20 protein-coding genes and 5 pseudogenes are annotated in these 17,150 nt (G+C 56.0%); 5 read left to right on the top strand and 20 right to left on the bottom strand.

What is annotated here, in order from left to right; all coding sequences use genetic code 11:
• Positions 1-2 precede the first annotated feature (2 nt).
• Positions 3-2,159 carry a mechanosensitive ion channel family protein gene (locus D3M70_RS06125; protein ID WP_120124979.1) on the bottom strand — a complete coding sequence of 719 codons (2,157 nt, stop codon included), beginning with the start codon at positions 2,157-2,159 and terminating at the stop codon, positions 3-5.
• A gap of 187 nt (positions 2,160-2,346) precedes the next feature.
• Here D3M70_RS06125 and D3M70_RS06120 point away from each other — a divergent pair, with 187 nt between their 5' ends.
• The 3 genes and pseudogenes from D3M70_RS06120 to D3M70_RS32740 form a co-directional block, all read left to right on the top strand.
• A complete protein-coding gene (locus D3M70_RS06120) occupies positions 2,347-2,916 on the top strand; it encodes a TetR/AcrR family transcriptional regulator (protein ID WP_120124978.1) in 570 nt (189 codons plus the stop codon).
• Positions 2,917-2,979: 63 nt separating this feature from the next.
• Positions 2,980-3,296: pseudogene (locus D3M70_RS06115) on the top strand (DUF1348 family protein); the annotation flags it as partial.
• Position 3,297: 1 nt separating this feature from the next.
• A pseudogene (locus tag D3M70_RS32740) lies at positions 3,298-3,430 on the top strand (DUF1348 family protein); the annotation flags it as partial.
• A gap of 90 nt (positions 3,431-3,520) precedes the next feature.
• Here D3M70_RS32740 and D3M70_RS06110 read toward each other — a convergent pair.
• Complete coding sequence (locus tag D3M70_RS06110; protein ID WP_120124977.1) at positions 3,521-4,042, bottom strand: single-stranded DNA-binding protein; 522 nt, start codon at positions 4,040-4,042, stop codon at positions 3,521-3,523.
• Positions 4,043-4,051: 9 nt separating this feature from the next.
• Entirely contained in the window at positions 4,052-5,446 is a 1,395-nt protein-coding gene (locus D3M70_RS06105; RefSeq protein WP_120124976.1) for an MFS transporter, read from the bottom strand.
• Between the two features lie 188 nt (positions 5,447-5,634).
• On the opposite strand from D3M70_RS06105, the pseudogene D3M70_RS32735 reads away from it, so the two are divergent.
• Positions 5,635-6,165, top strand: a pseudogene (locus D3M70_RS32735) (excinuclease ABC subunit UvrA); the annotation flags it as partial.
• A 1-nt stretch (position 6,166) separates the two neighbouring features.
• The coding region (uvrA, locus tag D3M70_RS06100; RefSeq protein WP_256659731.1) for an excinuclease ABC subunit UvrA at positions 6,167-8,417 on the top strand (2,251 nt) is incomplete at its 5' end.
• 74 nt (positions 8,418-8,491) lie between these two features.
• Here uvrA and bfr read toward each other — a convergent pair.
• From bfr to rplE, 17 genes and pseudogenes are all read right to left on the bottom strand, one after another.
• Complete coding sequence (bfr, locus tag D3M70_RS06095; protein WP_120124975.1) at positions 8,492-8,956, bottom strand: bacterioferritin; 465 nt, start codon at positions 8,954-8,956, stop codon at positions 8,492-8,494.
• 261 nt (positions 8,957-9,217) lie between these two features.
• Positions 9,218-9,604 carry a 50S ribosomal protein L17 gene (gene rplQ, locus D3M70_RS06090; protein ID WP_002555463.1) on the bottom strand — a complete coding sequence of 129 codons (387 nt, stop codon included), beginning with the start codon at positions 9,602-9,604 and terminating at the stop codon, positions 9,218-9,220.
• Positions 9,605-9,646: 42 nt separating this feature from the next.
• The gene (locus D3M70_RS06085) at positions 9,647-10,648 is read right to left on the bottom strand and encodes a DNA-directed RNA polymerase subunit alpha (RefSeq protein ID WP_007970428.1); all 1,002 of its coding nucleotides are present in this window, start codon (positions 10,646-10,648) and stop codon (positions 9,647-9,649) included.
• A 22-nt stretch (positions 10,649-10,670) separates the two neighbouring features.
• The gene (gene rpsD / locus D3M70_RS06080; RefSeq protein WP_037017742.1) at positions 10,671-11,291 is read right to left on the bottom strand and encodes a 30S ribosomal protein S4; all 621 of its coding nucleotides are present in this window, start codon (positions 11,289-11,291) and stop codon (positions 10,671-10,673) included.
• Positions 11,292-11,309: 18 nt separating this feature from the next.
• Positions 11,310-11,699: a 30S ribosomal protein S11 gene (rpsK, locus tag D3M70_RS06075; RefSeq protein WP_002555466.1), complete on the bottom strand. Its 390-nt coding sequence runs from the start codon at positions 11,697-11,699 to the stop codon at positions 11,310-11,312.
• A 30-nt stretch (positions 11,700-11,729) separates the two neighbouring features.
• Positions 11,730-12,086, bottom strand: coding sequence for a 30S ribosomal protein S13 (rpsM, locus tag D3M70_RS06070; protein WP_002555467.1), 357 nt, complete (start codon positions 12,084-12,086; stop codon positions 11,730-11,732).
• Between the two features lie 131 nt (positions 12,087-12,217).
• A complete protein-coding gene (rpmJ, locus tag D3M70_RS06065) occupies positions 12,218-12,334 on the bottom strand; it encodes a 50S ribosomal protein L36 (protein ID WP_002555468.1) in 117 nt (38 codons plus the stop codon).
• 28 nt (positions 12,335-12,362) lie between these two features.
• Positions 12,363-12,674, bottom strand: a pseudogene (secY, locus tag D3M70_RS32730) (preprotein translocase subunit SecY); the annotation flags it as partial.
• 1 nt (position 12,675) lies between these two features.
• Positions 12,676-13,647, bottom strand: a pseudogene (secY, locus tag D3M70_RS06060) (preprotein translocase subunit SecY); the annotation flags it as partial.
• Positions 13,648-14,079: a 50S ribosomal protein L15 gene (gene rplO / locus D3M70_RS06055; RefSeq protein ID WP_037017733.1), complete on the bottom strand. Its 432-nt coding sequence runs from the start codon at positions 14,077-14,079 to the stop codon at positions 13,648-13,650.
• 3 nt (positions 14,080-14,082) lie between these two features.
• The gene (gene rpmD, locus D3M70_RS06050; RefSeq protein ID WP_028621547.1) at positions 14,083-14,259 is read right to left on the bottom strand and encodes a 50S ribosomal protein L30; all 177 of its coding nucleotides are present in this window, start codon (positions 14,257-14,259) and stop codon (positions 14,083-14,085) included.
• A 2-nt stretch (positions 14,260-14,261) separates the two neighbouring features.
• Positions 14,262-14,762 (bottom strand): 30S ribosomal protein S5, encoded by a 501-nt coding sequence (rpsE, locus tag D3M70_RS06045; protein ID WP_093468883.1) that lies wholly within the window; start codon positions 14,760-14,762, stop codon positions 14,262-14,264.
• Between the two features lie 3 nt (positions 14,763-14,765).
• Complete coding sequence (rplR, locus tag D3M70_RS06040; RefSeq protein WP_037017727.1) at positions 14,766-15,116, bottom strand: 50S ribosomal protein L18; 351 nt, start codon at positions 15,114-15,116, stop codon at positions 14,766-14,768.
• A gap of 10 nt (positions 15,117-15,126) precedes the next feature.
• Positions 15,127-15,660 carry a 50S ribosomal protein L6 gene (rplF, locus tag D3M70_RS06035; protein ID WP_074758964.1) on the bottom strand — a complete coding sequence of 178 codons (534 nt, stop codon included), beginning with the start codon at positions 15,658-15,660 and terminating at the stop codon, positions 15,127-15,129.
• 12 nt (positions 15,661-15,672) lie between these two features.
• Complete coding sequence (gene rpsH, locus D3M70_RS06030; protein WP_020290698.1) at positions 15,673-16,065, bottom strand: 30S ribosomal protein S8; 393 nt, start codon at positions 16,063-16,065, stop codon at positions 15,673-15,675.
• A 213-nt stretch (positions 16,066-16,278) separates the two neighbouring features.
• Positions 16,279-16,584: a 30S ribosomal protein S14 gene (rpsN, locus tag D3M70_RS06025; RefSeq protein WP_003228726.1), complete on the bottom strand. Its 306-nt coding sequence runs from the start codon at positions 16,582-16,584 to the stop codon at positions 16,279-16,281.
• Positions 16,585-16,597: 13 nt separating this feature from the next.
• A complete protein-coding gene (rplE, locus tag D3M70_RS06020) occupies positions 16,598-17,137 on the bottom strand; it encodes a 50S ribosomal protein L5 (RefSeq protein ID WP_062384487.1) in 540 nt (179 codons plus the stop codon).
• Positions 17,138-17,150 lie beyond the last annotated feature (13 nt).

Raw genomic sequence — 17,150 nt, 5'->3', positions numbered from 1 at the left:
GATTACGCCGGGCTCTCGGACCCATCCTTGTTAACCACCGAAGCCTTGCCCGGCACAGGCTGTTGCTCATCGCCCTCGTCCATCAGCGGCAACTGCCCTTTATGCGGACTCATCACCAGTTGTGGATAAGTTTGGGCGAAGCGTACGTCAGTCGACTTATCCACAAGACGTTTGAGTTTGTCGTTGAATGCACGGCTCACCGCATACTGCCCGCCGGAAGAAGTCCTGAACTGCGCAGTGATCACGATCCCGTTCATGTCCATGCGATCCAGACCGAACACTTCCAGCGGCCCTTGCAGCTTGCTCGCCAGCAAGAAGTCATCGCTGATTTCCTGCCCCGCTTCACGGATAAGCGAAGTCGCAGAATCCACATCCGAGTCATAGGTGAACTGGAAGGAGAAAAATGCATAGGCAAACTGACGGGACTGGTTCGTCACCGCCTTGATCTGCCCGAACGGCACCGAATGCACAAAACCCTTGCCGTCCCGCAGACGCAGCGTACGGATGGTCAGGCTTTCCACCGTACCCGCATGGCCGGAATCCAGCACCACCCAGTCGCCGATGGAGATGGTGTCCTCGACGATGATGAACAGACCGGTGATCACATCCTGAACCAATTGCTGCGAGCCGAAACCGATTGCCAGACCGACTACCCCGGCGCCCGCCAGCAGTGGCGCTACGTTGATTCCCAGATTCGCCATCGTCGTGATGGTGCAAATCACCACCAGAATGATTTTGATCGCATTACGCAGCAGCGGCAGGATGGTCTTGACCCGCGTGCTCGGCTGCCGCGTGGAACGATTGTTCGCCGGCGGCTTGAGAGCTTCCTGAATTGCGGTGTCCATCACCACCCACAGTAACCACGTCACCAGGAAGATCAGCCCGATGCTGCTCAGCGAATCGCTGATCACCTTGCCCAGTGCATTGCGCTGTGCGAATTCGAACAGCGAAAAGCCCCAGATCCGCCCCAGCAGTTCGATAAACCCGACCGCGAGCGCGATGCGTAAAACGGCGTGTAGCAGGCTCAGCAAACGCTCTTTGTAAACCCGCCCGGTATGCGTTTCGGCAGGTTTGAACATGTGCTGGAATAGAGTGCTGAGAAACACCGTGCCGATCAGCAGAACCGTGGTCAGCAAGGCACACCGCAGAGCTTCCTGACTGTCCTCGCCAGCGCCGATCAGACTGACCGCCGACACCAGAATCATCAGCAGAATCGGCAGGTGCCAAAGGCTCGAAAAGATTTTCAGCGTCTGTTGCAAAGCCGGGCGCGCAAGGCGTGCGCTCAGAGACCGGTTACGAATCAGGTGCGCCACAGGACGGCGCATGCGGATGACCACGATGCAGAACATCACTGAAGCCATCAAGCCGGTAAACGCCGCAACACTGGTGGTGACGTTGCCCCCAAACTGACGGGCAATCTGCGGGCTGGTCAGCGCATCGCTCAACGCCGCGAGAAATCCGATGATGAATAGTGGATGGGGCGCGTATCCACGAATGATCCGCACCGCCGTGCGCTTGTGTCCGGCGTTGAACAACACGATGACCGACATCAGCACTGATGTGGAAAAAATACCGCTGCTGGTCGAATACGCCAGACACAGCGCCAGCGCACGTCCTATCGATGGCGACATGAAATGACTGGCGTACAACGTCAGCGGTAAACAGATCACAGCTGGAATCGTGAACGGCAGGACATAGCCCAAGACACCCTGAACCCGTTCCCGCTTGAGCAACAACGGTCGCCGCGAAATGCGTCCGACCATGAATGTCGCAAGACGGTTCAAGATCAAAAACGTCCCGATCCACACCACCGAAAGGATCAGGAAATCACTGGCGATGCTCCAGGGTGTTCGCGCCAGAGGCTTGTTGACCAACGTGTCCAACTCGTCGGCCGCTCGGTCAGCACGCAATCTCCAGGAGTCAAGAAAATGACTGTCCAGATCGAGTTTGTCTTGCACGCTGTCGATACTGGTACTGATCACGCCGAGCAACCCGCCCTTGACGAGGATCTCCGGTTTTGCAGGGTCAGCGGCGGGAGCCGAATCAGTGGACGCTGCCGATTGCGCAGTGCTTGCAGCAGGTGCGTCGGCCGCCAAAACATTGAAACTGCCAGCGCAGAGCGTCAGGCATAACAGCAGGACGGATTTGAAGTTAGACAAAACTCAGGTCACTCCTTTCAGTCTTGGGGGCGCCCAAACAAGGCGCAAAGAAACTGATCGAATTTGGTCCGGCAAGTTCGCCGGCACGGGGAAAGCTTCATCTGCGCCTCGTCTCGCCGACCAATGGGGAAAGTTATTTTCAGCAAGTCGCTTGACCATAGAGAATGACCGTTCTACCTTAAACCCAATGAATACGACTACAACCGACACACGAGAAAAAATCCTCGCGACCGCCGAATCCCTGATTTACCAGAACGGCATTCACGCCATGGGCATGGATCTTCTGGTGAAGACTTCCGGAGTTGCCAGGAAAAGTATCTATCGCCACTTCGCCACGAAAGACGAAGTGGCAGCCTGCGCACTCAACGCACGCGATGTTCGCTGGATGCAGTGGTTCAGAACGGAGTCGAACAAGGCTGAAACGCCCCGATCCCGCATTCTGAACATGTTCACTGTGCTCAAGGGCTGGTTTGAATCCGAAGGATTTTGCGGCTGCGCTTTCATCAATACAGCGGGAGAGGTTGGCAATCCGAATGACCCGATTCGGCTGATCGCCAAGCTGCACAAACAGAAGTTATTCAACTACACGCTCGAACTGTGCGAGCAGTTAGAAATCGAGCAGCCTTCAGTTCTGGCTAAACAGCTGCTGATTTTGATGGAAGGCGCCATCACGGTGGCCCGCGTCATGGGCGACTACACTGCCGCCGACGGCGCAAAGGACGTTGCGCAGATGTTGCTGAAACAGGCCTCGCCTTAGGGGCCTGGAGTTCAAAAAACGCATCACTCATCGCCAAACTCACTACTGTCTGGAGGCTTCGCTATGTCATCCAATGCCCAAACTCGCCCGCCACTTCCCCCTTTCACCCGCGAATCGGCCATCGAAAAGGTCCGCCTGGCCGAAGATGGCTGGAACAGTCGTGATCCTGAAAAGGTTTCGCTGGCTTACACCCTCGATACCAAATGGCGTAACCGCGCTGAGTTCGCCACCGATCGCGAAGAAGCCAAGGCCTTCCTGACCCGCAAGTGGAAAAAGGAACTCGACTACCGCCTGATCAAAGAACTGTGGGCCTTTACGGACAACCGCATCGCCGTGCGTTATGCCTACGAATGGCACGACGACTCGGGCAACTGGTTTCGNAGAAGACGGGCTGATGGCCAACCGTTTTGCCTGTATCAACGACATGCCAATCAAGGAGTCCGAGCGTAAGTTCCACTGGCCGCTGGGCCGTCGCCCGGATGATCACCCTGGACTGTCGGATCTGGGATTGTAATCCGCGCGCAGACTTCAAAAAAAAGCCCCCGACAGGCGCAACTGTTCGGGGGCTTTTGCTTTGATCGCTACCGCGTTCGATCCCGTGGGATCAGAACGGGATATCGTCGTCGAAGCTGTCGAAATCAGGAGCCGGTTGTGGCGCCTGTTGCGGAGCCGGGCGAGACTCGCGCTGCGGCTGAGGAGCAGCCTGCGGACGCGATTGCTGTGGACGAGGTGCGGAATTCTGGTACCCGCCACCGCCTTGACCTTGTTGAGCGTCGCCCTGTGGACGACCGCCCAGCAATTGCATGGTGCCCTGCATGTCCACAACGATTTCAGTGGTGTAACGCTTGATACCGTCTTTTTCCCATTCGCGGGTCTGCAGCTTGCCTTCGATGTAGACCTGCGAACCTTTGCGCAGGTACTCGCCGGCGATCTCTGCGACCTTGCCGAACATCGAAACACGGTGCCATTCAGTCTTCTCGACTTTCTGACCGGTCTGCTTGTCGGTCCACTGCTCGCTTGTCGCCAGACTCAGGTTGGTCACGGCATTACCGTTAGGCAAGTAGCGAACTTCGGGATCCTGGCCGCACGTGCCGACCAATATGACTTTGTTAACCCCACGGGCCATAACGTTCTCCTAGGCTTCACACGTTTCCGACGCTGGATTGACCACTTCGTCGAAAGACGCCCGATCCAACAGTTCTTTGTCAAATTTGATATAGATGGCGCCCTCTTCGGCCACCACTACTGCATCTGTTACTCCACGTACGGCCAACACGCGATCGGCAAGGCCTGTGTCACGTTGAGCCTCGGGCGACAACGGCAGGCGAAGGCTGGTCACGTACGGAGGTTCGCGCATGGTAACAGCAAACGCCAACCAGAGGGCGGCCAGACCAGCCCCGCCGAGGAACACGACTCCCAATCCTCCGTGCTGAAACAGCCAACCGCCGAGGATGCCACCTGCGGCGGAACCGAGGAACTGGCTGGTGGAATAAATCCCCATTGCCGTGCCTTTACCGCCCGCCGGAGAAACCTTACTGATCAACGAAGGCAGCGATGCCTCCAGCAGATTGAATGCGGTAAAAAACACCACGGTGCCGATCACCAACGCCCGAAGCGTGTCGCCGAACTCCCAGAAGAATAGTTCAGTGAGCATTAGCACCAATACGGCACCGAGCAAAATACGCTTCATCTGACGCTTCTTTTCACCGTAAATGATGAAAGGGATCATCGCGAAGAAGGAGATCAGCAAGGCGGTCAGGTAGACCCACCAGTGCTGTTCTTTGGGCAAACCGGCTTTCTCAACCAGCGCCAGCGGCAACGCTACGAAACTGGACATCAGCATGGCGTGCAACGCAAAGATACCCAAATCCAGCCGCAGCAGGTCCGGGTGACGAAGGGTCGCGCCAAGCGCCTGCCGTGCAAGGCCGGATTCACGATGCTGCAAGGTCACGGTCGATTTCGGAACGACGAACGCAACGATCACAATGCCGATCAGCGCCATCCCGCCAGTGGCGAGAAACAGCCCGGACAGCCCAAACGCGCTGGTCAGTATCGGGCCGATCACCATGGCGACGGCAAACGATACGCCAATGGTCATGCCAATCATGGCCATCGCTTTGGTTCGGTGTTGTTCGCGGGTCAAATCGGACAGCAGCGCCATTACCGCTGCGGAGATCGCACCAGCACCTTGCAGAACCCGGCCGGCGATGACGCCCCAGATCGACGTGGATTGAGCGGCCAGCACACTGCCCAGCGCGAATACGATCAACCCTAGATAAATCACGGGGCGACGCCCGATGCGGTCGGAAATGATGCCGAACGGAATTTGCAGCACTGCTTGAGTCAGGCCGTAAGCGCCAATCGCCAGGCCTATAAGTGCGGGGCTGGCGCCAGCCAGGTCCATGCCATAGGTTGCCAGCACCGGCAGCACCATGAACATGCCAAGCATACGGAACGCGAAAACCAGCGCCAGACCGCCCGCCGCGCGGGTTTCGCTGCCACTCATGCGCTCGCTGTGAGAATCGTGCATGGAAGAACCTCATGTGAACCGGCGGCGATTCTACCAGTCCCATCGATGTACAGCACATACGACGCATTGCCGCGCATCGCGGGAATTTTCTTTTCGCCTTCGCTAAAGCCATGCACTTCGATAGTGTGCATCCATCCAGTATTTGGCCGTATACTTCTGCGTTTTGACGCCCGCCGTGCGAGGCCACCTTGGACAAGATCCTGATTCGTGGGGCTCGAACCCACAACCTGAAGAACATCGACCTGACCCTGCCGCGCGACAAGCTGATCGTCATTACCGGCCTCTCCGGTTCAGGCAAGTCGTCTCTGGCATTCGATACGCTCTACGCCGAAGGCCAGCGTCGCTATGTCGAATCGCTGTCGGCCTACGCGCGGCAGTTCCTGTCGATGATGGAAAAGCCTGATGTCGACACCATCGAAGGTCTGTCACCTGCCATCTCCATTGAGCAGAAGTCGACGTCCCACAACCCGCGCTCGACCGTGGGCACCATCACCGAAATCTACGACTACCTGCGTCTACTCTATGCACGCGTAGGTCAGCCGCGTTGCCCGGACCACGATATTCCGCTGGAAGCCCAGACCGTAAGCCAGATGGTCGATTTGGTGCTGGCCCAGCCGGAAGGCAGCAAGCTGATGCTGCTCGCACCTGTGGTTAGAGAACGCAAAGGCGAGCATCTGGCAGTGTTCGAAGAGTTGCGCGCTCAAGGCTTCGTGCGCGCANGAAGAAGCACTCCATTGACGTCGTTGTCGACCGGTTCAAGGTCCGGGCCGATCTGCAGCAGCGCCTGGCAGAATCCTTTGAAACAGCGCTGAAGCTGGCGGACGGTATTGCACTGGTCGCGCCGATGGATGACGAGCCCGGCGAAGAAATGATCTTTTCCGCCCGCTTCGCTTGTCCCATCTGTGGTCATGCCATCAGCGAGCTGGAACCCAAGTTGTTCTCCTTTAACAACCCTGCCGGCGCATGCCCTACCTGCGACGGTCTGGGCGTGAAGCAATTCTTCGACATCAAGCGTCTGGTCAATGCAGACCTCACGCTCGCAGAAGGAGCGATCCGCGGATGGGACCGGCGCAACGTTTATTACTTCCAGATGCTTGGGTCGCTTGCCAAGCATTATGGATTCAGCCTGGAAGTCCCGTTCAAAGCGCTTCCCGCCGACCAGCAGAAGATTCTCCTCAATGGCAGTGGCAGCCAGAATGTCGATTTCCGCTACCTGAATGATCGGGGCGACATCGTCAAGCGTGCGCACCCGTTCGAAGGCATCGTGCCGAATCTTGAACGCCGTTACCGTGAAACCGAATCGGCGTCCGTCCGGGAAGAACTGGCCAAGTTCCTGAGCACCCAGCCCTGTCCTGATTGCCGAGGCACTCGTCTGCGTCGTGAGGCCCGCCACGTGTGGGTCGGCGAGAAAACGCTTCCTGCCGTGACTAACCTGCCAATCGGAGACGCCACAGACTATTTCGGTAGCTTGAAGCTCACCGGCCGACGCGGCGAAATCGCCGACAAGATCCTTAAGGAAATACGCGAACGTCTGCAATTCCTGGTCAACGTGGGTCTGGATTATCTGACTCTGGATCGAAGTGCGGACACGTTATCGGGTGGCGAAGCTCAGCGCATTCGTCTCGCCAGCCAGATCGGCGCGGGTCTTGTAGGTGTGATGTACATCCTCGATGAGCCCTCCATCGGACTGCATCAGCGCGACAACGATCGTCTGTTGGATACGCTGCGCCACCTTCGCGACATCGGCAACACAGTGATCGTCGTCGAGCACGACGAGGATGCGATTCGTCTGGCTGACTATGTGGTCGATATCGGCCCCGGAGCTGGTGTCCACGGCGGCAACATCGTCGCTGAGGGCACGCCACAGGAAGTCATGGATCATCCAGATTCGCTGACCGGAAAATACCTCTCCGGGCGCGTGAAGATTGAAGTGCCTGCCAAACGCACCCCGCGCAACAAGAAACTGTCGCTCAAGCTCAAGGGCGCGCGCGGCAACAACTTGCGCAATGTCGACCTGGAAATCCCGATCGGCCTGCTGACCTGTGTAACGGGTGTATCGGGCTCAGGTAAATCGACGCTGATCAACAACACATTGTTCCCTCTCAGCGCGACCGAGCTGAACGGGGCCACTACCCTCGAGGCCGCCACACACGACAGTATCGATGGGTTGCAGCATCTGGATAAGGTCGTGGACATCGACCAGAGCCCAATTGGACGCACACCCCGCTCCAACCCGGCAACCTACACCGGCTTGTTCACGCCGATTCGCGAATTGTTCTCGGGAGTACCGGAGTCACGCTCGCGCGGGTACGGCCCGGGCCGGTTTTCGTTCAACGTCAAAGGCGGCCGTTGCGAGGCTTGCCAAGGCGATGGCTTGATCAAGGTCGAAATGCACTTCCTGCCGGACATTTACGTGCCGTGCGATGTTTGCAAGAGCAAGCGCTATAACCGCGAGACCCTTGAGATCAAATACAAGGGCAAGAACATCCACGAAGTGCTGGAAATGACTATTGAAGAGGCACGGGCATTCTTTGACGCGGTCCCTGCACTGGCGCGCAAGCTCCAGACGCTGATGGATGTCGGGCTTTCGTACATAAAGCTCGGTCAGTCCGCGACAACCCTCTCCGGCGGTGAAGCGCAGCGGGTGAAACTGTCACGTGAGCTGTCCAAACGCGATACCGGCAAGACGCTCTATATCCTCGACGAGCCAACCACTGGACTGCATTTCGCCGATATTCAACAGCTGCTGGACGTTTTGCACCGTCTGCGAGACCACGGCAACACCGTCGTGGTGATCGAGCATAACCTCGACGTGATCAAGACTGCTGACTGGTTGGTTGATCTTGGGCCGGAAGGCGGTTCCAAAGGAGGCCAGATCATTGCCACGGGCACGCCCGAGCAGGTTGCCGAGATGAAACAATCCTACACCGGCCACTACTTGAAGCCGCTGCTAGAGCGGGATCGCGCCTGATGAATTAAGCGCTCGTCAAAATGAAAAAGCCCCCGTCACGAGGATCGTGGCGGGGGCTTTTAATTGACCCAAATTCAGAACTGGGATTGCAGGTAATTATCCAGGCCAATGGATTTGATCAGGCCGATCTGCTTCTCAAGCCAATAGGTGTGATCTTCTTCGGTGTCCGCGAGTTGAACACGCAAAATGTCGCGACTGACATAGTCCTTGTGTTGCTCACAGAGAGCGATGCCTTTGCACAGGGCGGCACGTACCTTGTATTCCAGCCGAAGATCGCTGGCGAGCATCTCAGGGACGGTAGTGCCTACGTCCAGGTCATCTGGACGCATACGCGGCGTCCCCTCAAGCATCAGAATCCGACGCATCAAGGCATCGGCGTGCCCCGCCTCTTCTTCCATCTCATGGTTGATGCGCTCATACAGCTTGCTGAACCCCCAATCCTCATACATGCGGGAATGTATGAAATACTGGTCGCGTGCAGCCAGTTCGCCGGTCAGCAGCGTGTTGAGGTAATCGATGACGTCCGGGTGGCCTTGCATCGCCGTGAATCTCCTTCATGAAAGACGATAGTTTGAACCAACATCGTTCGAAGGTCACTCGGCGAGAGGCAGAAAAGCGAAGATAAAACGCGATTTTCTGACATTTGGTGCCGAAAAATCGGGTAAATGAGGGAAGTTCTGTTTATCACTTAGAGTTCGCGCAATAAATGCACAAAGTAACTGATAACGCGTTGTATTTAGCTGGCGAGCGGGCAACAAAAAACCGGGCACTAGGCCCGGTTCTTTGTAAAGACTGATGTCTTATTCAGCGGCTTCTACAGAACCACCGACAGGACGATCAACCAGCTCGACGTACGCCATTGGCGCGTTGTCGCCAGCGCGGAAACCGCACTTCAGGATGCGCAGGTAACCGCCCTGACGGGTGGCGTAGCGCTTGCCCAGATCGTTGAACAGCTTACCAACGATTTCTTTCGAACGAGTACGGTCGAAAGCCAGACGACGGTTAGCAACGCTGTCTTCCTTGGCCAGGGTGATCAGCGGCTCGGCAACGCGGCGCAGTTCCTTGGCTTTCGGCAGGGTAGTTTTGATCAGCTCGTGCTCGAACAGCGACACCGCCATGTTTTGAAACATGGCCTTACGGTGAGAGCTGGTACGGCTCAGGTGACGTCCACTTTTACGATGACGCATGGTTCATTCCTTACCAAACACTACGTTCGGTGATTACGACGATCAGGCAGTCGCCTTGTCGTCCTTCTTAAGACTTGCAGGCGGCCAGTTGTCGAGGCGCATGCCGAGGGAGAGACCACGAGAAGCCAGAACGTCCTTGATTTCAGTCAAGGATTTCTTGCCCAGGTTCGGAGTCTTCAACAGTTCTACTTCGGTGCGCTGAATCAGATCGCCGATGTAGTAAATGTTCTCCGCCTTAAGGCAGTTGGCCGAACGTACAGTCAGTTCCAAATCGTCAACCGGACGAAGCAGGATCGGATCGATCTCGTCTTCCTGTTCGACTACCACTGGTTCACTGTCACCTTTGAGGTCGACGAACGCAGCCAACTGCTGTTGCAGGATGGTTGCAGCGCGGCGGATTGCCTCTTCAGGATCCAGAGTACCGTTGGTTTCCAGATCAATAACCAGTTTGTCCAGGTTGGTACGCTGCTCGACACGGGCGTTTTCCACCACGTATGCGATGCGGCGAACCGGGCTGAACGAAGAGTCGAGCTGCAAGCGACCGATGCTGCGGCTTTCGTCTTCATCGCTCTGACGCGAGTCTGCTGGTTCATAACCGCGACCACGAGCTACAACGAGCTTCATGTTCAGGGCGCCGTTAGACGCCAGGTTAGCGATTACGTGATCGGGGTTAACGATCTCGACATCATGATCCAGCTGAATATCGGCAGCGGTAACCACCCCCGAACCCTTCTTCGACAAGGTCAGCGTAACTTCGTCTCGACCGTGCAGCTTGATAGCGAGACCTTTAAGGTTCAACAGGATTTCAATGACGTCTTCCTGTACACCTTCGATAGCGCTGTACTCATGGAGTACACCGTCAATCTCGGCCTCGACTACTGCACAGCCGGGCATGGAGGACAACAGGATGCGGCGCAGCGCGTTGCCCAGGGTATGGCCAAAACCACGCTCGAGAGGCTCGAGAGTGATCTTGGCGCGGGTTGGACTGACAACCTGCACATCAATGTGGCGGGGTGTCAGGAACTCATTTACCGAAATCTGCATGGATGCACCTATTTTCTAGCCCTTACTTGGAGTAGAGCTCGACAATCAGGCTTTCGTTGATGTCGGCGGACAGATCACTGCGAGCTGGAACGCTTTTGAAAACGCCAGATTTCTTCTCAGTGTCTACTTCTACCCATTCTACGCGGCCACGTTGGGCACACAGATCGAGAGCCTGGACGATACGCAGTTGGTTTTTCGCTTTTTCGCGAATAGCGACCACATCACCGGCACGAACCTGGTAGGACGGAACGTTAACGGTTTTGCCGTTTACGCTAACCGACTTGTGCGATACCAGCTGACGAGATTCGGCACGAGTAGAACCGAAACCCATACGGTATACGACGTTGTCCAGGCGGCATTCGAGAAGTTGCAGCAGGTTCTCGCCAGTAGCGCCTTTCTTGCCGGCAGCTTCTTTGTAGTAACCGCTGAACTGACGCTCGAGAACGCCATAGATACGACGGACTTTCTGCTTTTCACGCAGCTGGGTGCCGTAGTCGGATTGGCGACCGCGGCGCTGGCCGTGGATACCTGGTGCAGCTTCGATGTTGCACTTCGATTCGATCGCGCGCACGCCGCTCTTCAGGAAGAGATCGGTGCCTTCGCGACGAGCGAGTTTGCATTTTGGACCAATGTAACGAGCCATTCTTTACAATCTCCTGGATTACACGCGGCGCTTCTTCGGCGGACGGCACCCGTTGTGCGGGATCGGCGTCACGTCGGTGATGCTGGCGATCTTGTAGCCACAGCCGTTCAAAGCACGAACTGCAGATTCACGACCTGGACCTGGACCCTTGACGTTGACGTCGAGGTTTTTCAGGCCGTATTCCAGCGCAGCTTGACCAGCACGCTCAGCAGCTACTTGAGCAGCGAACGGGGTGGACTTGCGGGAACCGCGGAAACCCGAACCACCAGAAGTAGCCCAGGAAAGAGCGTTACCTTGACGGTCGGTAATGGTCACGATGGTGTTGTTAAAAGATGCATGGATGTGGGCGATGCCATCAACCACTGTCTTTTTAACTTTTTTACGAGGACGAGCAGCAGGTTTTGCCATGATTTAATTCCTGTCGATTCGCTGGGGCGATTACTTGCGGATCGGCTTACGCGGACCTTTACGGGTACGCGCGTTAGTCTTGGTACGCTGACCGCGTACTGGAAGACCACGACGATGACGCAGACCGCGATAGCAACCGAGGTCCATCAAGCGCTTGATTTTCATGTTGATTTCGCGACGCAGATCACCTTCAGTGGTGAACTTCGCGACTTCGCCACGCAGCTGTTCAATCTGCTCGTCGCTCAGATCTTTGATCTTTACCGCCGGGTTAACCCCGGTGGTAGCACAGATTTTCTGTGCAGTCGTGCGACCAACACCATAGATGTAGGTCAGCGAGATAACAGTATGCTTGTTATCTGGAATGTTAACGCCTGCAATACGGGCCATTCAGTGGGACTCCAATTGACAGCTACCTACGCCCCGGAAGCCAAGAAATAGGGCGCGAGATAATATCGCTGTAATAACAAATAATCAACCCAGCAGCGCACTAGCTGCTGGGCTTTTAGCACAGATCACACTCAGCCTTGGCGCTGCTTGTGACGTGGTTCCGCGCTGCAAATTACTCGAACAACACCTTCGCGGCGAATAATCTTGCAGTTACGGCACAGCTTTTTCACCGATGCACGAACTTTCATCACCAACTCCTCGAACCTTATGGGTGCTTCAGCGCAGCATGCCGCTGCCGTAGCCCTTCAGGTTGGCTTTCTTCATCAGGGATTCATACTGGTGCGAAACGAGGTGAGATTGCACTTGGGACATGAAGTCCATCACAACCACGACCACGATCAGCAACGAGGTCCCGCCAAGGTAGAACGGCACGTTTGCAGCAACCACCAGGAACTGGGGCAGCAAGCACACGGCCATCATATAAAGAGCACCGAACATGGTCAGACGAGTCAGAACGCCATCAATATAGCGCGCAGACTGCTCACCAGGACGAATGCCCGGAATAAAGGCACCGGACTTCTTCAGGTTNGAAGAAAATAATCCCTGCACTAAACAGCAGAATATTCAACGGCTGACCAGGAGCGATCGACTGCGAGATGTCCTGCAACCAGCCCATACCTTCAGACTGACCGAACCAGGCACCCAACGAAGCCGGAAACAGCAAGATGCTGCTCGCAAAAATGGCCGGAATAACACCAGCCATGTTCACTTTCAGCGGCAAGTGGCTGGTCTGCGCAGCGAAGACCTTACGGCCCTGCTGACGCTTGGCGTAGTGAACAGCAATACGACGCTGACCACGCTCAATGAACACCACGAAACCGATAATCGCTACTGCCAGCAAACCGATGGCGACCAAAGCGAAAATGTTGATATCACCTTGACGCGCAGACTCGAAGGACTGCCCGATCGCTCTCGGAAGACCGGCGACGATACCCGAAAAAATCAACATCGAGATACCGTTACCAACACCGCGCTCTGTGATCTGCTCGCCCAGCCACATCATGAACAGCGCACCAGCCACAAAGGTGGTGACCGCCACGAAGTGGAAGCCGATATCTGCAGAGAAAGCAACGCCCTGACCGGCCAAGCCAATGGACATGCCAATAGCTTGAACCAAGGCCAGAACGACGGTGCCATAGCGGGTGTATTGGCTGATCTTGCGACGACCAGCCTCACCTTCCTTCTTCAACTGCTCCAGCTGTGGGCTGACAGCGGTCATGAGCTGCATGATGATCGATGCCGAGATGTACGGCATGATCCCCAGTGCAAAGATGCTCATGCGCTCCAGCGCACCACCGGAAAACATGTTGAACAAGCTAAGAATGGTCCCCTCATTCTGTCGAAACAGGTCCGCCAGCCGGTCAGGGTTGATACCTGGAACTGGGATATGCGCACCGATCCGGTAGACGATAATCGCCAGGAACAGAAAACGCAGTCGAGCCCAGAGCTCGGACAACCCGCCGCTTTTGCTGAGCGCTGAGAGAGCACCTTGCTTAGCCATTTATTCCTCGAACTTGCCGCCAGCTGCTTCGATAGCCGCACGCGCACCTTTGGTGGCTGCGATACCTTTGAGGGTGACCGCGCGAGTAACCTCACCGGACAGCATGATTTTGACGCGCTGTACGTTTTGGTTGATCACGTTGGCATCCTTCAGGGACTGCACAGTTACAACGCCTTCTACTTTAGCCAGCTCGGAGGTGCGAACTTCTGCACGATCCATAGCTTTCAAAGAGACGAAGCCGAACTTAGGCAGACGACGATGCAACGGCTGTTGGCCGCCTTCGAAGCCCGGAGCGATGGTGCCACCGGAGCGGGAGGTCTGACCTTTGTGGCCGCGGCCACCGGTCTTGCCCAAACCACTACCGATACCACGGCCCGGACGATGCTTCTCGCGACGGGAACCCGGCGCTGGACTCAGATCATTGAGTTTCATCGATTAACCCTCGACTCGCAGCATGTAGTAAGCCTTGTTGATCATCCCACGGTTTTCCGGGGTATCAACGACTTCTACAGTGTGACCGATGCGACGCAGACCCAGACCCTTAACGCACAGTTTGTGGTTAGGGATGCGGCCGGTCATGCTTTTGATCAAAGTAACTTTTACGGTAGCCATGATCAGATGATCTCCTCAACGTTCAAGCCGCGCTTGGCAGCGATGGACTCAGGAGACTGCATGGCCTTCAAACCCTTGAACGTTGCGTGAACAACGTTTACCGGGTTGGTCGAGCCGTAGCATTTGGCCAGAACGTTCTGAACACCAGCAACTTCCAGGACAGCACGCATTGCGCCGCCGGCGATGATGCCAGTACCTTCAGAAGCAGGCTGCATGTAAACCTTCGAAGCGCCGTGGGCGGACTTCATGGCGTATTGCAGAGTGGTGCCGTTCAGATCAACCTGGATCATGTTGCGGCGCGCAGCTTCCATTGCCTTCTGGATCGCAGCAGGCACTTCACGCGACTTGCCACGGCCGAAGCCAACACGGCCCTTACCATCACCCACCACGGTCAACGCGGTGAAAGTGAAGATACGGCCGCCTTTTACGGTTTTTGCTACGCGATTAACTTGAACCAGCTTCTCGATGTAGCCTTCGTCGCGTTTTTGGTCGTTATTTGCCATAACTTAGAACTCCAGCCCGCCTTCACGAGCAGCATCAGCCAGCGCCTTGACGCGACCGTGGTACTTGAAGCCAGAACGATCAAAAGCCACTTGCGATACGCCTGCGGCTTTCGCACGCTCAGCGATCAGCTGGCCAACTTTAGTGGCCGCGTCGATGTTGCCAGTGGCGCCATCACGCAGTTCTTTGTCCAAAGTCGAGGCGTTCGCCAGGACTTTGCTGCCGTCGGCCGAAATGACCTGGGCATAAATGTGCTGCGAAGAGCGGTACACGCAGAGACGCACGACTTCGAGTTCGTGCATTTTCAGGCGTGCTTTGCGAGCGCGACGCAGTCGGGTAACTTTTTTGACGGTCATTTGCTATGCCCTACTTCTTCTTGGCTTCTTTACGACGGACGACTTCGTCCGCGTAACGCACGCCTTTGCCTTTGTATGGCTCTGGACGGCGGAAGTCGCGGATCTCAGCGGCCACTTGACCAACCAACTGCTTGTCGATACCACGGATGAAGATATCGGTTTGGTTGGGGGTCTCAGCGGTGATGCCTGCTGGCAATTCGTAGTCCACTGGGTGCGAGAAGCCAAGGGCCAGGTTCAGCACCGTGCCTTTTGCTTGCGCTTTGTAACCAACACCGACCAGCTGGAGCTTACGCTCGAAGCCTTGGCTTACGCCCTGGACCATGTTGTTTACCAACGCACGAGTGGTACCGGCCATTGCGCGAGTCTGTTGATCGCCATTGCGAGCAGCAAAACGCAGCTCACCAGCTTCTTCAACGATTTCAACGGACGAATGAATGTTCAGGTCGAGAGTACCCTTGGCACCCTTCACCGAAAGCTGCTGGCCGACGAGTTTGACTTCGACGCCTGCTGGCAACTTAACGGGGTTCTTAGCTACGCGTGACATGCTTATCCCCCCTTAGAACACAGTGCAAAGCACTTCGCCGCCGACACCGGCAGCGCGCGCAGCACGATCCGTCATCACACCCTTGTTGGTGGAGACGATAGACACACCGAGACCGCCACGAACTTTCGGCAGATCATCGACGGACTTGTACTGACGCAGGCCTGGACGGCTAACGCGCTTGACTTCCTCGATGACCGGACGGCCTTCGAAGTATTTCAGCTCGATAGACAGCAAGGGCTTGGTTTCACTGCTGATCTGATAACCCGCAATGTAGCCTTCGTCTTTCAGGACTTTAGCTACAGCCACCTTCAAAGTGGAGGATGGCATGCTTACGACGGGCTTTTCAGCCATCTGGGCATTACGGATACGAGTTAGCATGTCCGCTAACGGGTCCTGCATACTCATGGGCTAGACGCTCCTAATACAAAATAATTAGCCTTGCGGCTACTGCTTGTCGCCAAAAAACTCGGGCACGTAAAAAACACGGACTCAGGCGAGCCGGCAATTCTAGACGTACGCCAGAAACGAATCAAGCCCCAAAAGGGGCTTGATTCAAATTCAGGCCCCACGCTGGTCGCTTTCCGAGGAAACCGGCCGGCGCGGAACGAGAAATGCGGCTTACCAGCTGGCTTTAACCAGACCTGGCACGTCACCACGCATTGCAGCTTCACGCAGCTTGTTACGACCGAGGCCGAACTTGCGATAGACGCCGTGCGGACGACCAGTCAAGCGGCAACGGTTACGCATGCGCGAAGCGCTTGCGTCACGTGGTTGCTTCTGCAGGGCAACTGTTGCTTCCCAACGTGCTTCTGGACTTGCGTTCAGGTCGACGATGATCGCTTTCAGTGCTGCACGCTTGGTAGCGTACTTGGCAACGGTGAGCTGACGCTTCAGCTCACGGTTCTTCATGCTCTTCTTAGCCATTTTCCTACTCCAATCAGTTGCGGAACGGGAATTTGAATGCACGCAGCAAAGCGCGGCCTTCGTCATCGTTCTTGGCAGTGGTGGTCAGGGTAATGTCCAGACCGCGGAGAGCATCGATCTTGTCGTAGTCAATTTCCGGGAAAATGATCTGCTCTTTCACGCCCATGCTGTAGTTACCACGACCATCGAAGGACTTGGCATTCAGGCCGCGGAAGTCGCGAACCCGAGGCAGGGAGATCGACAGCAGACGATCCAGGAATTCATACATACGCTCACGGCGGAGAGTCACTTTGACGCCGATCGGCCATCCTTCACGGACTTTAAAGCCAGCGATGGATTTCCGAGCGTAAGTCACAACGACTTTTTGACCGGTGATCTTTTCCAGGTCAGCAACAGCGTGCTCGATGACTTTTTTGTCGCCGATCGCTTCGCCCAGACCCATGTTCAGGGTGATCTTTGTTACGCGTGGAACTTCCATCACGTTAGCAAGCTTAAGTTCTTCCTTAAGCTTGGGTGCGATTTCCTTCCAGTAAATCTCTTTCAGTCGTGCCATGGTCTTCTACCTA

Source organism: Pseudomonas sp. LS-2 (assembly GCF_003605735.1).
Taxonomy (GTDB): domain Bacteria; phylum Pseudomonadota; class Gammaproteobacteria; order Pseudomonadales; family Pseudomonadaceae; genus Aquipseudomonas.
Note: the sequence above shows the minus strand (reverse complement) of the source record. Positions and strands in the feature narration are given on the sequence as shown.

What these genes read in the sequence shown, in the direction of transcription:
- D3M70_RS06120 (WP_120124978.1), top strand. Translation starts at nt 2,347, where the DNA reads ATGAATACGACTACAACCGACACACGAGAAAAAATCCTCGCGACCGCC.
- D3M70_RS06110 (WP_120124977.1), bottom strand. Translation starts at nt 4,042, where the DNA reads ATGGCCCGTGGGGTTAACAAAGTCATATTGGTCGGCACGTGCGGCCAG.
- D3M70_RS06105 (WP_120124976.1), bottom strand. Translation starts at nt 5,446, where the DNA reads ATGCACGATTCTCACAGCGAGCGCATGAGTGGCAGCGAAACCCGCGCG.
- bfr (WP_120124975.1), bottom strand. Translation starts at nt 8,956, where the DNA reads ATGCAAGGCCACCCGGACGTCATCGATTACCTCAACACGCTGCTGACC.
- rplQ (WP_002555463.1), bottom strand. Translation starts at nt 9,604, where the DNA reads ATGCGTCATCGTAAAAGTGGACGTCACCTGAGCCGTACCAGCTCTCAC.
- D3M70_RS06085 (WP_007970428.1), bottom strand. Translation starts at nt 10,648, where the DNA reads ATGCAGATTTCGGTAAATGAGTTCCTGACACCCCGCCACATTGATGTG.
- rpsD (WP_037017742.1), bottom strand. Translation starts at nt 11,291, where the DNA reads ATGGCTCGTTACATTGGTCCAAAATGCAAACTCGCTCGTCGCGAAGGC.
- rpsK (WP_002555466.1), bottom strand. Translation starts at nt 11,699, where the DNA reads ATGGCAAAACCTGCTGCTCGTCCTCGTAAAAAAGTTAAAAAGACAGTG.
- rpsM (WP_002555467.1), bottom strand. Translation starts at nt 12,086, where the DNA reads ATGGCCCGTATTGCAGGCGTTAACATTCCAGATAACAAGCATACTGTT.
- rpmJ (WP_002555468.1), bottom strand. Translation starts at nt 12,334, where the DNA reads ATGAAAGTTCGTGCATCGGTGAAAAAGCTGTGCCGTAACTGCAAGATT.
- rplO (WP_037017733.1), bottom strand. Translation starts at nt 14,079, where the DNA reads ATGAAACTCAATGATCTGAGTCCAGCGCCGGGTTCCCGTCGCGAGAAG.
- rpmD (WP_028621547.1), bottom strand. Translation starts at nt 14,259, where the DNA reads ATGGCTACCGTAAAAGTTACTTTGATCAAAAGCATGACCGGCCGCATC.
- rpsE (WP_093468883.1), bottom strand. Translation starts at nt 14,762, where the DNA reads ATGGCAAATAACGACCAAAAACGCGACGAAGGCTACATCGAGAAGCTG.
- rplR (WP_037017727.1), bottom strand. Translation starts at nt 15,116, where the DNA reads ATGACCGTCAAAAAAGTTACCCGACTGCGTCGCGCTCGCAAAGCACGC.
- rplF (WP_074758964.1), bottom strand. Translation starts at nt 15,660, where the DNA reads ATGTCACGCGTAGCTAAGAACCCCGTTAAGTTGCCAGCAGGCGTCGAA.
- rpsH (WP_020290698.1), bottom strand. Translation starts at nt 16,065, where the DNA reads ATGAGTATGCAGGACCCGTTAGCGGACATGCTAACTCGTATCCGTAAT.
- rpsN (WP_003228726.1), bottom strand. Translation starts at nt 16,584, where the DNA reads ATGGCTAAGAAGAGCATGAAGAACCGTGAGCTGAAGCGTCAGCTCACC.
- rplE (WP_062384487.1), bottom strand. Translation starts at nt 17,137, where the DNA reads ATGGCACGACTGAAAGAGATTTACTGGAAGGAAATCGCACCCAAGCTT.